This is a genomic window from Rothia nasimurium, assembly GCF_049068285.1.
GTDB classification, from domain to species: domain Bacteria; phylum Actinomycetota; class Actinomycetes; order Actinomycetales; family Micrococcaceae; genus Rothia; species Rothia nasimurium_I.
Genome location: NZ_JBLKPV010000008.1, coordinates 20,346 through 39,911, shown reverse-complemented (window position 1 = coordinate 39,911; position 19,566 = coordinate 20,346). Strand labels below are relative to the sequence as shown.

General features: G+C 63.2%; 11 protein-coding genes. 6 read left to right on the top strand and 5 right to left on the bottom strand.

The window, feature by feature from the left end; genetic code table 11:
• The first annotated feature begins 2 nt into the window (after positions 1–2).
• Both ACMXX3_RS08125 and ACMXX3_RS08120 read left to right on the top strand, forming a co-directional pair.
• The gene (locus ACMXX3_RS08125; RefSeq protein ID WP_421084232.1) at positions 3–2,177 is read left to right on the top strand and encodes an acyltransferase family protein; all 2,175 of its coding nucleotides are present in this window, start codon (positions 3–5) and stop codon (positions 2,175–2,177) included.
• Between the two features lie 198 nt (positions 2,178–2,375).
• Positions 2,376–3,698 (top strand): MFS transporter, encoded by a 1,323-nt coding sequence (locus tag ACMXX3_RS08120; RefSeq protein WP_421084231.1) that lies wholly within the window; start codon positions 2,376–2,378, stop codon positions 3,696–3,698.
• A gap of 158 nt (positions 3,699–3,856) precedes the next feature.
• Here ACMXX3_RS08120 and ACMXX3_RS08115 read toward each other — a convergent pair whose 3' ends face one another.
• Positions 3,857–6,133 carry an NAD-glutamate dehydrogenase domain-containing protein gene (locus ACMXX3_RS08115; protein WP_421084230.1) on the bottom strand — a complete coding sequence of 759 codons (2,277 nt, stop codon included), beginning with the start codon at positions 6,131–6,133 and terminating at the stop codon, positions 3,857–3,859.
• 280 nt (positions 6,134–6,413) lie between these two features.
• Between ACMXX3_RS08115 and ACMXX3_RS08110 the strand changes: the two genes are divergently transcribed.
• Positions 6,414–11,306, top strand: a complete 4,893-nt coding sequence (locus ACMXX3_RS08110; protein ID WP_421084229.1) for an NAD-glutamate dehydrogenase — start codon at positions 6,414–6,416, stop codon at positions 11,304–11,306.
• Between the two features lie 109 nt (positions 11,307–11,415).
• On the opposite strand, the gene ACMXX3_RS08105 is transcribed toward ACMXX3_RS08110, so the two are convergent.
• The 4 genes from ACMXX3_RS08105 to ACMXX3_RS08090 all read right to left on the bottom strand — a co-directional run bounded on the left by ACMXX3_RS08105 (position 11,416) and on the right by ACMXX3_RS08090 (position 15,057).
• Positions 11,416–11,877 carry a GyrI-like domain-containing protein gene (locus ACMXX3_RS08105; protein WP_421084228.1) on the bottom strand — a complete coding sequence of 154 codons (462 nt, stop codon included), beginning with the start codon at positions 11,875–11,877 and terminating at the stop codon, positions 11,416–11,418.
• Between the two features lie 33 nt (positions 11,878–11,910).
• Positions 11,911–12,477, bottom strand: coding sequence for an arsenic metallochaperone ArsD family protein (locus ACMXX3_RS08100; RefSeq protein ID WP_421084227.1), 567 nt, complete (start codon positions 12,475–12,477; stop codon positions 11,911–11,913).
• A 198-nt stretch (positions 12,478–12,675) separates the two neighbouring features.
• A complete protein-coding gene (locus ACMXX3_RS08095; protein WP_421084226.1) occupies positions 12,676–14,268 on the bottom strand; it encodes a hypothetical protein in 1,593 nt (530 codons plus the stop codon).
• Between the two features lie 102 nt (positions 14,269–14,370).
• Entirely contained in the window at positions 14,371–15,057 is a 687-nt protein-coding gene (locus tag ACMXX3_RS08090) for a TetR/AcrR family transcriptional regulator (protein WP_421084225.1), read from the bottom strand.
• Between the two features lie 212 nt (positions 15,058–15,269).
• Here ACMXX3_RS08090 and ACMXX3_RS08085 point away from each other — a divergent pair, with 212 nt between their 5' ends.
• The 3 genes from ACMXX3_RS08085 (at position 15,270) to ACMXX3_RS08075 (ending at position 19,475) form a co-directional block, all read left to right on the top strand.
• A complete protein-coding gene (locus ACMXX3_RS08085; RefSeq protein ID WP_421084224.1) occupies positions 15,270–16,700 on the top strand; it encodes a flavin monoamine oxidase family protein in 1,431 nt (476 codons plus the stop codon).
• Positions 16,701–16,782: 82 nt separating this feature from the next.
• On the top strand, positions 16,783–17,682 hold the full coding sequence (locus ACMXX3_RS08080) for a universal stress protein (RefSeq protein WP_421084223.1): 900 nt from the start codon (positions 16,783–16,785) through the stop codon (positions 17,680–17,682).
• Positions 17,683–17,909: 227 nt separating this feature from the next.
• Positions 17,910–19,475: an APC family permease gene (locus ACMXX3_RS08075; RefSeq protein WP_421084222.1), complete on the top strand. Its 1,566-nt coding sequence runs from the start codon at positions 17,910–17,912 to the stop codon at positions 19,473–19,475.
• The last annotated feature ends 91 nt before the right edge of the window (positions 19,476–19,566 follow it).

The following is a 19,566-nucleotide window of genomic DNA, read 5'->3' as shown; positions in this document are numbered from 1 at the left end:
TGATGAGTAGACCTACCCGCCGTCACAAGCCCCTGGGCAGCTTCATTGAGCAACCCAAATTCCGGCCAGAAGTGCAGGGCCTGCGATCCCTGGCCGTGTTACTTGTGGTGACCTACCACGTCTGGTTCGGTAAGGTCTCTGGCGGTGTGGACGTCTTCCTCTTCATCTCCGCCTTCCTGCTCTCCCTCTCGTCCCTCAAGAAGATCAAGGCCGGCCAACCCCTCAAGGTGGTGGGTTACTGGCTCCACGTCTTCCAGCGCCTGCTGCCTGCAGCCGCTACCGTCATCGCCGTAACCCTGGTAGCCTCCTACTTCATCCTGCCTCCCTCCCGCTGGGGTGGGGTCATCAGCGACGCATGGGCTTCCCTCTTCTACTACCAGAACTGGCACCTGGCAATCGGATCCGTTGACTACTATGCCAACGATGCCACCCTCAAAACCCCCTTCCAGCACTTCTGGTCCCTCTCTATGCAGGGCCAAATCTTCATACTCTGGCCTCTGCTCTTTACTATCGTTGCCTTTCTCGTCGGCTACCTGAGATTCAAAGTAATCCCTACCGCCCTCCTTATCTTTGGGTCAGTTTTCGCTGCTTCCCTAACCTTCTCTATTCTTGAAACAAGCAGCAACCAGTCCTTTGCCTACTTTGATACCCGTACCCGCCTCTGGGAATTCGCTGCCGGTGCCCTCCTCGCCATGCTGGTTCTTACCTGGCGCGTACCCCAAGTCCTTAAAGTCCCACTGGGCTGGTTAGGTGTCCTTGGCCTTATTTCCTGCGGCTGGCTGCTCCCCGTCGAACAGGCTTTCCCCGGCTACCTAGCCCTCTGGCCCCTGCTCTCGGGTGCTTTCGTCATCGCAGCTGGCCAGACTGGTTCCCGCTTCGGGGTCGACCGGCTTCTCTCCGCCAAGCCCCTCCAAAAGATGGGGGCTATTTCCTACTGCCTCTATCTGGTGCACTGGCCCCTGCTCATCCTCTACACCACCGCAACCGACAAACCCCAAGCAGGCTGGCTAGACGGAACCCTCATCATCCTCGCCTCCATCGCCGGAGCCTGGGTTCTGCACAACCTCGTCGAAAAGCCCCTGCGAGCCTGGGAGAAAAAACCGGGCCGAAGCGTCCTCACACCCACCACCCCCTGGACACAGGCAAAGGACGCCGCCCGTGCCACCTGGGTGCGCCCCGCCACCGTCATCGCCGCCTGCCTCCTACTCATCGGCGGCGGAATATACGGCACCGGCACCTGGCTCAACGCCAAAATAACAGCCTGGGAAACCAACACCCAATACGCCGGAACCGACCGCTTCCCCGGTGCCCTCGCCGCCGGAGAAAACCGCACCTACAGCGACCTCCCCATTCCCATGGTTGCCGACCACCAGCGCGCCTTCCTCTCAGGCAGCTGTGCTGTGCACCCCGGCATCAACGAACCCAACCTCGACGATGCCTCCAACGACAACTACTGCTGGGCCACCCTCAACACCTCACTCTCAGCCCCCCTCACCGTCATCGTCGGCGATTCCCACGCCCACCACAACGCCCTACCCATCTTCAAACAAATAGCTGAAGACACCAACAGCAACATCATCGCCATCATCCGCCCCGGCTGCCGCTTCACCTTCGCAGACTTCCAAGACGAAGCCTGCCAGAAGCACAACACCGAAGCCTACGAGCAGATTCTTGACCTCGACCCCGACAACGTCGTACTCATCACCACCTGGACCAGCCCAACCACCACCCAAGAAGACTTCACCCCCGGCCTCGAACCAATCATCGAAGACTTCACCGACGCCGGAATCAAGGTCATTGGCATCCGCGACAACCCCCGCTGGGAAGACAACATGTTCGACTGCGCCCAACGCAACATCCGCGACGCCACCAGCTGCGGCGCCCCCGTTAACGTCAAAATGGGCCCGGTCGACGAAAGCCTCGACATCCTCGACAAGTACCCACGCACCTACACCCTGGACTTCACCCCGCAACTATGCCCTAACGACTACTGCGAAGCAATTATCGGCAACGTTATTGTCTACATGGACGACGACCACCTCAACAAGTCCTTCGTAGAAACTCTCGTCGACGAAACCTACCGGCAACTCGACGAACAGGGCTGGGACATCAAAAACCCCAACAAGCCCAAAACAACCCAGCAGCCCTCACCCAGCCCCGGTAGCCAGGAGTCATAGCATTACACCACCGGGCCCCTCCATAACGAACTATGACTCGTCACAAAGGCCAAAAAGCCACAATACGGAATGCAAGCGCCCCAGCTTTGACCGCGGGGGCGCTCGCGTTTACGCTCAGGGTACAAAGACCGCACCCACAGCCTGCTGAGCGCAGGTGAGGTGGGGCAACCCCGTCCTTACCCAAGGGAAAACACACCCATGACCGCACCTGCCCTCCCCCAGAAAAAACCACGCAAGGCCGCTCTGGCCTCCTGGATTGGCTCAGCCCTCGAATACTACGATTTCGCTGTGTTCGGCACGGCTGCTGCCCTCGTCCTTAACCGCATTTTCTTCCCTGAAGACTCCGACGCCGCAGGCATTTTGAAGTCCATGATGGTTTTGGGGGTCGCCTATGTGGTGCGCCCCTTCGGCGCCATGCTAATGGGCCCTCTCGGTGATAAGTTTGGCCGCCGTTTCGTGCTGATGCTGACCCTCTTCATGATGGGCGGGGCGACTTTCGCAATCGGCCTGCTGCCTACCTATGAGCAGGTCGGTATCCTGGCCCCGGTCCTGCTGGTCATCTGCCGGGTCTTCCAGGGCCTCTCTGCTGCCGGTGAGCAGGCCTCTGCTATTTCGATGTCGCTGGAGCACGCCAATGAGCACCAGCGGGCCTTCACCACCTCCTGGACCCTGCACGGCACCCAGTTCGGTTCCCTGCTTGCTACCGCCGTCTTCCTGCCCTTTGCGGCCCTGCCCGAAGAGGACCTGCTGACCTGGGGCTGGCGTGTCCCCTTCCTGCTTTCAGCCTTCGTGCTTGTTGTGGCGTGGTTGATCCGCCGCCGCCTTGAAGAGGCCCCCTCCTTTGTGCAGACCCAGGCCCAGCAGGTGGTTGACCCTGCCCGCCGGAAGACCCCCCTCGGCCAGGTCTTCGCCCACCATAAGCGCGGAGTTATCACCGTTGCCCTGTGCGCCATGGTCAATACCGTCAACATGGTCTTTACGACCTTCTCGATTTCTTTTGCCACCAAGGGGCACGGCCTGGACGCGGGCGTCATGCTCTGGGTGCCCATTGCCTCTAACGGCCTGAGCCTGCTGGCAATCCCCTTCTGGGCCCTGGTAGCCGATAAGGTGGGCCGCAAGCCGATTTTCGCTATTGGTGCCCTGGTTGCCGGTAGCCTCATGTTCCCCTACTTGAACGCGATTACCGCTGGCAATGTCCCTCTGGTCTTCATGTTCGGTGTGCTCATGCACGGGGCCTTCTACTCTATGGCCAATGGCATCTGGCCGTCCTTCTACGCTGAAATGTTCCCCACGGCCGTTCGTGTCACCGGCCTGGCCCTGGGCACCCAGATCGGCTTTGCCTTATCGGGTGGTATTGCCCCGGCGGCTGCTACCGCCCTGGCTGGCCATGACTTGAGCAACTGGGTTGCCCCCGCTGCCTTTACTCTCGCAATGGCTGCCTTAGCTTCCGTCATGGCCCTGACCGCCTGCGAAACCAGCAAGCTGACCCTCGCTGAGGTTGATAGGGTGCAGTCCCGCTAAATCCCCTGTTAGAGGCTTAGGACGCACCTGCCCCACCTTCTCACCAGAAGGTGGGGCAGGTGCGTCCTTGGTTTAACCCGGGGTCGGGCATACAAAGGCCACCGGGCTGCTTGGGGCAGGCCCGGTGGCCTTGAATCGGTATGGGGTCAGGTAGCTGCTTACTTGGCGGCTAGCTTGGCCTCAATCGCGGCGCGGAGTTCGAGGGCGCCCTTGGACCAGGCCTCGAAGTCGCCGTTGCCCTCAAGATCGGGCAGGGAGCCGATTTCGAGGCGGGCGGCGCGGAAGGCGCGGGCAATGTCGTTGATCTGGGCGCCGTACTTCTTTTCCATTTCGTAGATGAAGGTGATACCGGCGTGGTTGATCATGCGGTTAGCGGCGCGGGTTGCGATGATTTCGCTGCGCAGGGGGTGCTCAGCGAAGTAGTCTTCGAAGCGGTCGGTGGCTGACTCGGGGAAGTAATCCACCAGGACGTCGTGCAGGTCCAGGTCGGGCAGGTCGGCGTAGCCGCTTTCTACGAGCTGGGCGGTGACGTCGATCTTGGCGTAGGCGGTCAGGACTGACAGTTCCGGGCTGGTCAGGGGGACGTGGGCCTCGGCGCGGTCGGCCAAATCAGCGTCGGAGGGCAGCAGCTCAACCTCGCGGTCCAGGTGGACGCTCTTGGCCAGGTAATCCATGAATTCACCGGCGATGTCGTTGGTGTTGAAGAGCTCGGTGCGTTCTGCCTGCAGGAGGACGTTCTGTTCCAGGTTGGAGCGCAGGACGCGGCGGCCTACTTCTTCGACCTGGTCAGCGATGAAGGCGGCGCGGTCGGCTTCGTCGAAGCCACCGGCTGCGATAGCGCGGCTCATGAGGATCTTGAGGTTGACTTCGCGGTCGGAGGTTTCAACACCGGCTGAGTTGTCGATGGCGTCGGTGTTGACCAGGACGCCGCCGGCGGCAGCTTCGATGCGGGCCCGCTGGGTGAGGCCCAGGTTGCCGCCTTCGGAGATGACGCGGACGCGCAGCTCGGGGGCGGTGATACGCAGCTTGTCGTTGGTGGAGTCGCCGACCTGGGCGTCTGTCTCTTCGGTGGAGCGGACGTAGGTGCCGGTGCCGCCGGTGTAGAGCAGGTCAACGGGGGCCTTGAGGAGGGCGACGATGAGTTCGTCGGCGGTCAGGGTTTCGGCTGAGGTTTCCAGGCCGAGGGCTTCACGCATTTGGTCGGTGACGGGGATTTCCTTGTCCTTGCGGGAGAAGACGCCGCCGCCGGCTGAGATGAGGTCGCGGTTGTAGTCGGTCCAGTAGGCGCGGGGGAGGTCGAACATGCGCTTGCGCTCTGCGAAGGAGACTGCCGTGTCGGGGTTGGGGTCGATGAAGATGTGGCGGGAGTCGAAGGCGCCAATCAGGCGGATGTGCTCTGAGAGCAGGGCGCCGTTGCCGAAGACGTCGCCAGCCATGCCGCCGATACCGACCATGGTGAAGTCTTCAGCCTGGGAGTCGTGGCCCAGGGAGGCGAAGTGGCGCTTGACGGACTCCCAGGCGCCGCGGGCGGTAATACCCATTTCCTTGTGGTCAAAGCCTACAGAGCCGCCGGAGGCGAAGGCGTCGCCCAGCCAGAAGCCGTTGGCGATAGAGATAGCGTTGGCGGTGTCAGAGAAGGTTGCGGTGCCCTTGTCGGCTGCAACGACCAGGTAGTGGTCGTTCTCGTCGAGGGCGACGACGTTTTCGGGGCGGACGATCTGCTGCTCGCCCTGCTCGTCGGTAACCAGGTTGTCGGTGACGTCCAGCAGGGACTGGATGAAGAGCTTGTAGGCGGCAACACCCATCTCGTTGTACTTGTCCTGCTCGGCGTCGCGGTCGGGCAGGTTCTTGGGGACGAAACCGCCCTTGGAGCCGGTGGGAATGATGACGGCGTTCTTGGTGACCTGGGCCTTGACCAGGCCCAGGACCTCGGTGCGGAAGTCTTCGGGGCGGTCAGACCAGCGCAGGCCACCGCGGGCTACCTTGCCAAAGCGCAGGTGGACGCCTTCGAGGGCGTCGCCTTCAACGAAAATTTCGAAGAGGGGCTTGGGCAGGGGAGCGAAGGAGATGTCGCGGGTTGATACCTTGACAGCGATGGTTTCCTTGCCCTGGTAGGCGTTGGTGCGGACGGTAGCCAGGACGGCCTCGACCAGGTTCTCGAAGAAGCGGCGGGTTTCTGCGTCCAGCTTTTCTGCTGAGGTGCGGACGGCCTCTGCCAGCTTGGCCTGGGCGGCGCGGCGGGCGCTCGCGTCCCCTTCTGCTGCAGGGTCAAAGCCGGTGGTGAAGATTTCTGCGACCTGGGCGGCGAGGTCTGCGTTGTGCGCAAGGGCGTCTGCCATGAAGTCGTCTGAGAATCCTGCGCCGAGCTGAACCAGGTAGCGGGAGTAGGTGTAAAGAACCTTCTGTGAAAGATCTGCATTCTGTGAGGCTGACATGTCTGCCCTTCTTCTTGATAGTGCGCCTGCTGAGAGGCGCAAGGAGGTAGAGATTCAAGCATAAAAGCGATAAGAGGCCCAGTCGATCTACAGTTTTGGAATGTGAGACTCGGCGTCTCGAAGAGAGTCTGGATAATTTATCCCAGCCGAGTCGGTTTGCCCCTGAAAAGGATAGTGTTGGAGTTCACTCTGACCGGCGGGGAGACTACTATTAACGGAAGCGCACAACCGCGTCTTGATTTCACAACGGAGTGACTTCCACCCAGCGAAAGGTAATCCCTTGCTCACCCACGAACGCTCAGTCTCATGGTCCGGGAACGAAGACTGGATCAACGATTACTACCGTCATAGCTCCGCTGAGGAGCTGGAGGGTCTCACCGACCAGCAGCTGACCGACTTCGCCCAGGCGCACCGCGCCTTGGCTACCACCCGCCCCGCTGACCAGCCGATTGTTGCTGTGCGGAGTGACGAGGCTGGAAGCACCCTCTACATCGTTACCGATGACACCAGCTTCTTGGTGTCTTCTGTGACTGCCCAGATTGCTGCGACCTGGGGCGGGATTGCCGGTCTGATCCACCCCACTTTCGTGGTGGAGCGGTCTGCTTCTGGCGAGCTGGTGTCCCTGACCGGCCCGGGCCTGTCCCAGCCGGTGGCAAGCGGTGATACTGTCTCTATGCCGATTATCCGGGAGAACTCCCAGGGCGCTGCGGGGTCCGTCATTGAATCCTGGATCGCGGTGCGTCTGACCGGCCGGGTTGAAGGCGCTGACGCTGAGGCCCTGGAACAGGAAATCACCTCGATTCTGCGTGACGTCCGCCGGGCTGCCCGCGACAACGAATCCATGGCCAGCCGCGTCCTTGATATTGCTGACAAGCTGACCGAACTGTCGGGTGTGACCCTGGGCGGGGCTGAGCACTACACCGGCGAGATCAACTCAGAGGCCGACCCCATGACCCGGGTCGAGTCTGTGCAGGAGTTTTTGCGCTGGCTGACCCGCGGCAACTTCCTGTTTATGGGTATCAAGGAGCGCGACCTCACCGGCCGTTCCGGCAGCCTCATGCTGACCGACCGCGCTGGCTCTGGCCTGGGTATCCTGGCCGAAACCGGGGAAGGGGAGCCCATCGTCCTGACCGGCCTGGGCCTTGAAAACGCCCGCGACCCCAAGCCCCTCTACATCACCAAGGCCAACTCCCGCTCCACCGTCCACCGCCACGAATACCTGGACTACATCGGGGTGCGCGATTTTGACCGCTCCGGCAAAATCATCGGGGAGTACGTCATTCTGGGCCTCTTCTCCCGCCAGGCCTACTCCCTGCCTGCTGTTGAAACCCCGCTGGTCCGGGAGCGAATCGCCATTATGCGCCGCCATCTGGGCTACCAGCCCGGATCCCATTCCGACAAGACCCTAGCCGGCATTATCGAGGACTACCCCCGCCTCGAACTCTTGCACGCTGACCTGGACGAACTCACCGAAACCTTCCGGGGCATTATGGGCCTTGAAGAGCGCCGAACCACCCGCCTCTTCCTGCGTCCTGACACCTTCGGCCGCTTCGTCTCAGCCACCGTCTTCTTGCCCCGCGACCGCTACAACACCCTGGTACGCCAGCGCCTGGAAGCCGTCTTCCACGAATTCATTGACATCGACAGCCTGGACTTCGAGGTCTACCTCTCCACCTCATCCCTGGCCCGCGTCTTCTTCCGCCTGCAACTGAGCGAACCCAACACCATTCCCTCCCTAGACACCCGGGAGATTGAGCGCCGCCTGCAGGCCGCGACCCGCTCCTGGGGCGAAGCCACCGCCGCCGCCGTCGAAGCTGCCGCCCTGGAGGGCGGCCAGAGCCCTGCGGACGGACGCGGGGTCGCTGCTGCCTGGGCCGAGGCTGTTCCCATGACCTACCGGGCTGACTACGAGGTGGAGAACGCTGTGGAGGACATGGCCATCTTCGAGACCCTCAGCGAGGCCAAGCCCGCCGCGATCCGCATTGGCCAGGACGCCGACGGCGAGACCCGCATTAAGACCTACCTGGCGACCTCCCACACCCTCACCGAGCTGCTACCTATCATGCAGAACCTGGGCCTGATCGTCATTGACCAGAAGCCCTACGACATCACCCCCGCCGACGGCCGCTCCTTCTCTCTCTACGACTTCGGTGTGCAGCTTCCTGCCGGGGTTGACGCAGGCGAGACTGCTGACCTCTACGAGGCCGCCCTCAACGCCTACCTGCTGGGCAAGCGTGAATCCGACAGCCTGGACCGCCTGATCCTGGCCGAAGGCCTCACCTGGGAGCAGGTGCAGGTGCTCCGCGCCTACACCCACTACCTGGTGCAGCTGGGCCAGGTCTACACCGCAGAGTTCATGTCAGATACCCTGCTGAACCAGCCGGAAGCCACCCGCCTGCTGGTGCGCTACTTCGCGGTCACCTTCGACCCCGACTACACAAGCCCCGCCACCCGCGAAGCTGACCGGGAACAGGTCTGGGCCGAGCTGGGCACCGTCCTGGACGCTATCCCCACCCTGGACGTCGACCGCTTCATGCGCTCCCTGGCCTCCGTCATGCAGGCGACCCTGCGCACCAACGCCTACCTGGACCGTCCTACCCTGGCCCTCAAGGTAGCCCCCGGCCAGATCGACTTCGCCCCCCTGCCCCGCCCGTCCTTCGAAATTTTCGTCTACTCCCCCCGGGTCGAGGGCGTCCACCTGCGCTTCGGCAAGGTAGCCCGCGGTGGCCTGCGCTGGTCCGACCGCCGCGAGGACTTCCGCACCGAGGTCCTGGGCCTGGTCAAGGCCCAGATGGTCAAGAACTCCGTCATTATCCCCACCGGCGCTAAGGGCGGCTTCTACCCCAAGCAGCTCCCCAACCCCGCCGTCGACCGCGACGCCTGGCTCACCGAGGGCCGGGAGTCCTACAAGCTCTTCATCGCCTCCCTCCTGGACGTCACCGACAACCTCCAGATTGGAGCCGACGGCAGCGAAACCGTTATCCACGACCCCCGCGTTATCGCCCGGGACGGCGACGACTACTACCTGGTTGTGGCCGCCGATAAGGGCACAGCCTCCTTCTCAGACACCGCCAACGCTATCAGCGCCGACTACGGCTTCTGGCTGGGCGACGCCTTCGCCTCCGGCGGCTCCGTCGGCTACGACCACAAGGCCATGGGCATCACTGCCCGCGGTGCCTGGGAGTCCGTCAAGCGCCACTTCGCTGAGCTGGGCATTGACTGCCAGACCCAAGAGTTCACCGCCGTCGGTATCGGCGATATGAGCGGCGACGTCTTTGGTAACGGCCTCATGCGCTCCCGCGCCACCCGCCTGGTAGCAGCCTTTGACCACCGCGACATCTTCCTGGACCCCAACCCCCAGGCTGAGGTCGCCTTTGACGAGCGCGTCCGCCTCTACAACCTGCCCCGCTCCTCCTGGCAGGACTACAACCGCGAGCTCATCTCAGCAGGCGGCGGCGTTTACTCCCGTGGATCCAAGTCCATCCCCATCTCTGAGCAGGTACGCCAGGTCCTAGGCTTGGGTGAGGACGTCACCGAAATGGCCCCGCCCGAACTACTCTCCGCTATCCTCAAGGCCCCCGTCGACCTGCTCTACAACGGTGGTATCGGCACCTACGTCAAGGGCTCTGGTGAAACCCACGCTGAGGTAGGCGACAAGGCCAACGACGCCATCCGCGTGGACGGTCGCGACCTGCGGGCCCGCATCGTCGGCGAAGGCGGCAACCTGGGCTTCACCCAGCTGGGCCGTATCGAAGCAGCCCGCGCAGGGATCCTGCTCAACACCGACGCTATCGACAACTCAGCCGGTGTTGAAACCTCCGACCGCGAGGTTAACATCAAGATTCTGGTAGACCGCCTGGTGACCGCCGGTGAGCTCACCGCCGAAGAACGCGCAGGCTTCATCGAAGCTCAGCGGGAGGACGTCGGCGCCCAGGTCCTCAAGACCAACCGGGAGCAGAACGTCCTGCTGCAGGCAGAACGCCACGGGGTCATCCCCGGCGTTGAAGCCTACATCCGCCTCATTCACGACCTGGAACAGAAGGCAGGCCTGAACCGGGCCGTCGAGTTCCTCCCCACCGACGAGGAAATCCGCGCCCGCTACGAAGCCAGCGGGGAAACCCTCAACGGCCCCGAACTGGCCGTGCTGGCTGCCTACGTCAAGATCCACCTGACCGCCGAGCTTGAAAAGACCGACCTGGCCGACGACCCCTACCTGGGCCGCGTCCTCACCGACTACTTCCCGCCGGCCCTGGTTGAACGCTTCGGTGACCACCTCGAATCCCACCCCTTGCGCAAGCAGATTATCTGCACCCGGGTCGCTAACGAGATGGTCAACCTGGGCGGTATCACCCACGTCTTCCGCGCCATTGAAGAAACCGGCGTAGGGGTGGACGCCCTGGCCCGTGCCTTCTATGTTTCCCGTGAAACCTTCGGCATCGGTAACTCTGCCCGCCTGCACCAGGATCTTCCCGCCTCCACCCCGCTGGACGGCTGGCAGGCCGTCATCAAGGACTGGCAGCGCATGCTTGACCGCCTGGCCCGCTGGTTCGCCGCCGAACGGTCCGTCGTCGTGGGCACCCCCATTGCCGACATGATCGAGCGCTTCAAGCCGGTTGCCGAACTGATCCCCTCCCTCAAGGACTACTTCTCCGATGACACCCGCGCCCGCGTCCGCACCATGCGCGACCAGGCAGAAGCCTGGGGTCTACCCGAGGAGCTCATCGTCAACTGGATCCGCGAATTTGAGGCTTTCGCCCTCATGGACGTGGTCCGCACGGCAGAAGCTAACGGCCTCTCCACCGAGCAGGTCGCCCGGGTCTACTACTCGGTCTACGACCGCTTCCAGGTGGACACCCTGCTCACCACTATCTCCAAGCTCCCCCGCAACGACCGTTGGGAGACTCTGGCTCGTTCCTCCCTGCGTGACGGCCTCTACGAGATTGCAGCCCTGCTGGCCCTCAAGGTCGTCCAGGAGTTCGGTGAAGGGGTAGCTACAGGCACCGAGGACGGCGACGCCGCTGTCGAGCGCTGGGTAGCTGCCCACCCCGTCCGTATGGAACGCGTGGACACCATGCTGGAAGAAATCCAGAACGCTGCCCCCGGTGCGGACGGACGCCCCCGCCTGGCCGTCCTGCAGGTAGCCCTGCGTACCCTGCGCGGCGCCGTCAGCTAGACCCCGGTTAATGCAAAGTAGCCCGCCCCTTCCCTCTTGATTTCCAATAGCTCAGTAGCAGGAAATCAAGGGGAGTCGGGGCGGGCTTCCTAGCTTTATCCGCGGGCCTCTAAGCAGGCTTTACCGGAATCCACACCTGCATCTCAAAGTCCTGAGAGGAGGGGTCCCCGGGGCCGTAGGCCTCAAAGACAGGGCCGTTCGGTTTGAAACCAGCCTGCGGCAGGAAACTACCCAGCAGCAATTCAACACCGCCCATGGTGCTCACCGGAGGGGCTCCCTTCACCGGGGCAACAGCGAACTCGCCGCCGTCCACCTTCAAGGCATTGAGGCCCAGCCCCTGGGCCGTCTCAAGGTTCTCAACCAAAAAACCGGCCATGTAATCCATTTCGCCGCTGGTGTTCATGCCGATCATGACGCCCATCGAGTGGACGCCCGCCATGGTTACGCCCCGCTCAGCAGCGTGCTTGCTCAACTGTTCCCACAGCTGGCCAGGGCCCTGGCCCTGCTTCACGGTTCCACGGAACCCGGCAATGAAAAACTCATCCTTGTGCTCTACACGGGCACCGAACATAACAACTCCTTGAAAAAGACAATCAGGTCTATTCTAGTGGCCGCAGCCGCAGGAGCCCCCGCAACAGCCACCTGTTTGTTCCGCCCCGCCTGCCCCGTGGCCGTCCAGCAGATTAACCCGGCCACCCATATCGGGGCCACCGGTAGGACGCGGCGTCACCCCGGCCAGTACCGCCGCGAAACCAGCCGGCTCCACTGCAGGAGCAGTCGCCGGGGCCTCAGCGCCACCGGTGCCACAGGCAGCGGCCGCCGCGTTCACCTTGGGCTGCTTCACCTCACCAAAATGCGAAAAACGACGCAGCTGCTCGCCGGTGGGGTACATGTAAGAAACCTTCACCAGGCCCTCCACCAGCAGAATCGGCAGCACCTCGTCCCCCGCCATAGCAATCTGGTCGGCCACCGGCTCACAGTCAGTAAAGGCTGACGGGTAGGAATCGGGGGAGTAGACCGCAATATCAAGGCCCTGGTCCAGAAGCTCCTGCGCCTCTGCTAAAAAGGCCTCGCGGGCGGTATCACCGGGATCGTCCGGGTTCTGGCCGGGGGCAGGAATAAAGACTTCAAGGGGGGTGGCGCCAATGGCGTCCTTGGGTATGCGGGCCACGGGAAACTCCTCGTCAAGGCACAAACAGACGGTTACTCCCCTCTAGCCTACGCCTGCCTACTACCTGGCGGAAAGAAGTTTCGCCCACCGCGTCCTGGCCCGGGGCAGACCGGGGAGGTAGTGGCGCTCGCCGGGAAGGAGACCAGGGGATACAGCAAGGCCCCAGCCGGGCGGGCTGGGGCCTTGAGTATCGGAGGGTTAGCCGATGAAGAATTTACGCAGGGCAGAGCGGAAGCCGCCTTCCTCCTGCTTTTTCTGCTCAGCGGGCTGAGACTTGTCGTGCGGGGCGACCTGCGACTCGGGGGCTGCTGCCGGGGCAGGCTGGGTGGCCTCGGCTGGGCCCTGGCTGTCGGCTTCCCCAAAGGCTAGGGTCTCAATGGTGGAGGCTATGTTCTTCTGCTGGGGGGAAGCCGGGACCTTGGCAACGCCGGGGTCGATGTCGCGGATGTCCTGCTTGGGAGCTTCGGCTTCTTCAGCCTGCCCAGCCTCTTCAGCCTGCCCGACGGTGGCTGCGGCAGGGTCGGAACTCACTGGAAGGTCGGTTGAGATGAGCTCCTCAGCCGGGGCTTCTTCAGAGGCCTCATCGGCTGAGCTGGTGAAGAGGGATGAAGCATTTTCTAAGGTGGTGGTGGACTTAATAACCACAGGGGCGGCCGGGGCCGGACGCACCTCTTGAAGGGCTTCGGTGGCAGGACGTACCTGCTCGGCCCCTGCGGGGGCAGCAGGTTCAGCCCCAGCGGGGGCTTCTTCAGTTACCTCAGGGGTTTCTTCCGGGGTGGGCTCGGGCATTATCTGGGCCAGAACAGCGCGGTAGCGGCCCTCGGTGGGGGCCAGGGTCCAGCCCAGGAAGCCGGGCAGGGCCTTGGGTTCGACAGAACCTACCCAGGCGATAGTCTGGGCAAGAGCCCGCCGGCCGGCGTCGGGGGCAGGAGCCTGCCCCGTGGCGGGCGCCGGGGCGGGGGCGTCCTGACCCACAAAATCACCGGTCACGAAATCTGCCAGGGAGAGGGCAACTCGCACGGGCACCGAGGCCTCACCGATACGGCGGGCGATAACCTGGCCTGCGATGCCCTTGGCGCCGGGAGCTAGGTCGATGGCGTAGAGGTGGGTGGGGGAGTTGGCGATCTCGATCCAGAGGCTGTTACTGAGCACTGCCTGAACGGTGCCGTCAGTCTTTTCGGGGGCCTTCCAGGGGGCTGATTCTAGGGTGGAGGCCCCAAAGTCAGCCTGGGGGGTTGAGGCGATGACGTTCTGGCCCTGAACTTCGGCCACGACGCCGTTGCGGACCAGGGCGCGGTAGAACTTGAGTTCGGGGGTGAAGGTGAAGCCGCGCTGTTTTTCTTCGGCGGTCACCTCGTCAGCGGAGTAGCCGGAGGTGTGGCCCCGGGCAATCAGGGCGCTACGGAGCTGCAGGCCGTTGTTGGAGACGGCGGCCTCTGGCTCGGACGGCTCTGCGGGGGTTTCTTCTGCCTTATCGGCTGGGGCGGCGATCGGCATCTGCTTGACAATGGCCTGCCCGCCGGGGGAGGTGTTAATGCGGACCTGGTAGGAGCCGTCGAAGTGGCCTGCGGTGACCAGCTCAAAGACGGCGACAGTCGCTGACTGGGTGAAATCGGCGGGGGCGGCGGTGCCCAGGTTGCCGGTGATTGCAGCGGTGACAGTCTCTACGGTTGTCCCATGAACCGTAAAGCGAAAATCCAGGGGCTGCTGGTACGAATCAGCGTGCCACTGGGTCAGTTGGGCTAGAGCTACAAGGTGCGAAGGGAGCTCGGAGTGCGAATCAAAACTCATGGTCTCTATTTTTGCACGGTTTGCTAGGAGCGAGGGGGGTCACGGTGGTGGTGGCGGTAGATTTCTTGCTCACAGGCTTGAGGGGCCCTGGGGGCGGGGGCCTTAGAGGGGGAGGGTGGCGGCGAGGCCGGTGAGGAGGGCGGTGAGGCCAATGGTGAAGGCTTCTTCCTGGGGGCTGGGGCCCAGGGCGGGGAAGGCGGCCTGCATGGTGGGGTGGTGGGCGGCTTCGTCGCCGGGGTTGAAGATGTCGCTGGGGGCGTGCAGGTCGGTGGCTGCCCCCAGCAGGAAGGCTTCGACGGCCTCGACGGTGAGCAGGGCCTGGCGGGGGCTCATGCCGAAGGCGGTGAAGGCGCTGGTGACCTGCTCGTACATGGCGAGGGTGGCGGGGGCCTGGCGGACGGGGGTCACCGCCAGGGTCATGACGATGGCCGGGGCCAGGGAGAAGGCCTGGCGGTAGGAACGGGCCCAGGCTTCGGTGGCCTCAATCCAGAGGGCCCGGGCTGTTAGGGGGCTGATGTTTCCGGCGGTGAGTTGGGCGGCGGCGTCCTGGAGGGCCTGGGTGCTGATTCCCTGGGCGACCTGGTCTGAGATTCCGGCGAGGACTTCGTCGCGGGAGGCGACGTGGTTGTAGAGGGAACTGGGTGCTACCCCCAGGGCCTTGGCCAGCTTGGACATGGTGAAGTCCCCCTGTTTTTCCATGAGGGTCAGGGCGGCGCTGGTGATTTTGTCGGGGGTCAGAAGGGACGCGGTGGGGCGCCCAGCCTGACGGGGGGTAGCGGGTGCTGTCATGGGTTTAACGGTAGCACCGTGCCTACTGGGGGAGTGGTGGGCTGGCTGATAGGGGGCCCAGCCCGGCTGGACGGGGGCAGGGGGCTGCCCACCCCCCCGTCCTTAAAGTGCGTAAGGTACTTCACAGGTGTTAGGGTTTGAGTTACACTAAAACGAACGGTATTCGTTTTCCTAGGTTTCATCGCAGAAACCCAACCCCAGGGAAGGTACACATGGCACCCCAAGAAATCACCCGCGACGTCGTCATCATCGGCGCAGGCCCCTCCGGCCTCACCGCCGCCTACCGCCTACAACAGGCGGGCCACTCCGTCGCCGTCCTCGAAGCCCGCCACCGCGTCGGCGGCCGCACCTGGAACGGCGACCTCGACGGCGCCTTCATCGAAATCGGTGGCCAGTGGGTTTCACCCGACCAAACCGCCCTCAAGGCCCTCCTCAAGGAACTCGGCCTCACCACCTTCTCCCGCTACCGCGAAGGCGACTCCATCTACAAAACCCTCGACGGCCAGGTCAAGCGCTACTCCGGCGACATCTTCCCCGTCGATGAAGCCACCAAGGCAGAAATGCTGCGCCTCATCGACATGATGGACGAGATCGTTGCCGAAGTCGGTCCCGAAGCCCCCTGGGCCCACCCCCTCGCCAAGGAACTCGACTCCGTCAGCTTCCGCGAATGGCTCAAAACCAAGACCGACAACCAAGAGGCCCTCAACAACATCTCCCTCTTCATCGCCGGCGCCATGCTGACCAAGCCCTCCCACGCCTTCTCAGCCCTGCAGGCCATCCTCATGGCAGCCTCCGCAGGCTCCTTCTCCAACCTGGTCGACGAAAACTTCATCCTCGACCAGCGCGTCCTCGGCGGTATGCAGAAGGTCTCCCTCACCCTGGCTGAAAAGGTTGGGTCTGAGAACATCATCCTGGGCCACCCCGTGCGCGTGCTGCGCTGGCAGGAAGAGGGCGACTACCCCGTCCTGGCCGAGGCTGAAGACTTCACCGAGGACGGCGTCGCCAACCCCGACGGGGCCGTCAAGGTTCGTGCCAAGTACGCCATCATGGCCGTCCCGCCCAACCTCTACAACCGTGTCTCCTACGTTCCTGCCCTGGGCCGCCGCCAGCACCAGATGCACATGCACCAGTCCCTGGGTCTGGTCATCAAGGTTCACGCCGTCTACGACCGCCCCTTCTGGCGCGAAAAGGGCCTCTCAGGCACCTCCTTTGCATGCGACAACCTGGTGCAGGAAATCTACGACAACACCAACTACGATCCGGCAACCGGCCAGGAAGAAGAGCGCGGCACCCTGGTCGGCTTCGTCTCCGACGAAAAGGCCGACCGCATGTTCACCCTCTCGGCTGAGGAGCGCAAGCGCACCATCCTCGAATCCATGGCCGAAATGCTGGGTGAAGAAACCCTGAACCCCATCCGCTACTACGAATCCGACTGGGGTGCTGAAGAGTGGACCCGCGGCGCCTACGCCTCCAGCTTCGATTTGGGTGGCCTCTCCCGCTACGGTGCCTACCAGTCAGAGCCCGTGGGCCCCATCCACTGGTCCTGCTCCGACCTGGCTGCCGAGGGCTACCAGCACGTCGATGGCGCGGTGCGCATGGGCGAAAAAACTGCCGCTATGATTAGCGAAAAGCTCAAGGGCTAAGAACCCGACCCCCCCCGGCCTGGCCCGGCAGGTGCAGGAACCACCACGGCACCTGCCGGGCCTCACACAAGAAAGAAAACCTATGCGCTACGTTGTCGGTTACTCCCCCTCCTCCCGTGGACGCGACGCCATTAATCTGGCCGTTGCCCTGGCCTCTTCCCTGGGGGCTGAGCTGGATGTGGTCTATGTGCTCAAGCACCAGAACCCGCGCCTGGCTGCTCCCCGCTCTAACTTTGGGGCCATGCTGCAGGAGCAGGCTGTTGGCTGGCTGGAGGAGGCCCAGCAGTGGGTGCCCACCAGCCTTAAGGCCCGGTTCCATCTGCGCCAGGCAGAATCTACCGCTGCCGGACTCATGGAGTTTGCCGAGGCGATTGGGGCCGGGGCGATTGTGGTCGGCGGCGCCAAGACCGGTGGCTGGCTCTTCCACTCCCTGGGTTCGGTGGATAACGCCCTGCTGCACCGCTCCCGGATTCCGGTGATCCTGGCCCCCCATGACTACTCGGAGCAGACCAAGATTGGCCAGATTGACTGCGCTGTGTCTGCTGAGATTGATTCGATTTCCCTCGTCGAGGAGGCTGTGGCCACCGCCAACCGTACCGGCCTGCCGGTGCGTCTGGTCTCCCTGGTTGAGGGTGAGGACGGGGCCGGGGCCCGGGCTGAGGCTGAGGCGGCTGTGCGTGAGCTGCTGGACCAGTCCTCCGTGGCCCCGGCTGAGTCCGCCCAGGTCAGCATTGCTGTGGGCGTGGGGGTGACGGTTCCGGACGCCGTGGAGTCGGTGGACTGGTCTACCGGGTCTGTGCTCATGGCTGGTTCCTCTAAGCTGGCCCAGCGCGGGGAGCTCTTCTTGAGCTCCAATACCGCCAAGATTCTGACCCGCCTGCCGGTGCCCCTGGTGGTTGTTCCCCGCGATTATTCACCGGGACGTCGCGGTTCGGCCCAGGAGCCCTGGACCGGCTCAATCCCGGTGGTGGGGAAAAACTAGGTTTACCTAGCGTCTATTGTCTTCTGTGAGGGGCCGGTTGTTACCGGCCCCTCTGTTCTTGGGTGCCGGGCTGGCCTGTTGTGGGGCTGGTCTATAGGCCCTGCTTATCTGTACCCGGTGTAAAAATTTCGTTACGCACTTCACAAATCTTCCTTAAGGTTGTAGTGTATCTAACTAAACGAACGACATTCGTTTAACTCTTTGGTCCCCACCACTCCATGAAGGTGATGAATAGAAGGAGCTCACAGGTGAGTCAAACATCCCCCACCCCCCACGGTGCCGTCAACGTCAGTGCCGCCAACAAAAAAGGCCTGTCCTCCGGCAACGTCACCCTCTTCTCCTCCATCATCATCGGCATCTCCGTTGTCGCCCCCGCCTACTCCCTCTCGGGCGCCCTCGGCCCCGTTGCCGCCGAAGCTGGCATCTACATGCCCGCCATGTTCCTCATCGGCTTCATCCCCATGCTCCTGGTCGCTATCGGCTACCGCGAACTCAACGCCGCCATGCCCGACGCTGGCACCACCTTCACCTGGACCACCAAGGCCTTCGGCCCCTACGTCGGCTGGATGGGTGGCTGGGCCTTGCTGGTTGCCACCATCCTGGTGCTCTCCAACCTGGCCGGAATCGCCGTCGACTTCTTCTACCTCTTCCTTTCCCAGGCCCTAGGTAACCCCGATATCGCAGACCTTGCCTCCAACAACCTGGTCAATATCGCAACCTTCATCGCCTTCATGGCCTTTGGCTGCTACATCACCTACCGCGGCCTGGACGCCACCCAGAAACTCCAGACCGTCCTCATCATCTTCCAGCTGATCGTCCTGGCCCTCTTCTCTGCCGTTGCCCTCTACAAGGCCGCCACCGGCACCGGCTTTGCCAACCTCAGCTTCAGCCTCGAATGGTTCAATCCCTTCGGCATCGACTCCTTCTCCACCCTGGCAGCCTCCATGTCCCTGGTCTTCTTCCTCTACTGGGGCTGGGACGCCGTGCTCACCATGAACGAAGAAACCGAGGGTAAGCACACCACCAGCGGCACCGCCGCCGTCGGCACGATCCTGACCATCGTCGTCCTCTACCTCTTCCTCTCCGTCGGCACCCTCTCCTTCGCGGGCACCAGCGAGGACGGCCTGGGCCTGGGGAATCCCGACAACCAGGAAAACATCTTCGCAGCCCTCTCCGGCCCCGTCCTCGGCTCCCTGGGTATCCTCATGTCCATTGCCGTGATGGTCGCCGCCCTCGCCTCCCTGCAGTCCACCGCCGTCTCCCCGGCCCGCACCCTGCTGGCCATGGGCTACTACAAGGCCCTCGGCCCCAAGTTCGCCCGCCTCTCACCCAAGTACCAGGCCCCCTCCTACGCCACTATCGCCTCCTGCCTGATTGCCACCGTCTTCTATGTGGCCATGCGCTTCATCTCCACCTCGGTTCTCTGGGACACCATCGCAGCGCTGAGCCTCATGGTCTGCCTCTACTACGGTGTTACCGCCTTCGCCTGCGTCTGGTACTTCCGCAAGACCTCCCTCACCAGCGGTGCCCGCAACCTCATCAACCAGTTCCTCCTGCCCCTCATCGGCGGCCTGATCCTGGTGGTCTTCTTCGCCCAGACCTTCTTCGACTCCATGGACCCGGCCTACGGCTCCGGCTCAGAAATCGGTGGAATCGGCCTGGTCTTCATCCTCTCCCTCGTCCTGCTGGTTCTTGGCGTCATTGTCATGCTCTACCAGCGCTTCAAGCGCCCCGACTTCTTCGCAGGCCGCGTCCCCATGGACGTCGAGCATATGCTGGATTTGCCCGAGTAAACCACTGGATAAAACGCCCACCCCCTTGGATAAAGAGTGTGAGAGAGGCTACTAGCCCCGCAGCGGCAGGCGTAGGATAGCAGGAGGGGCC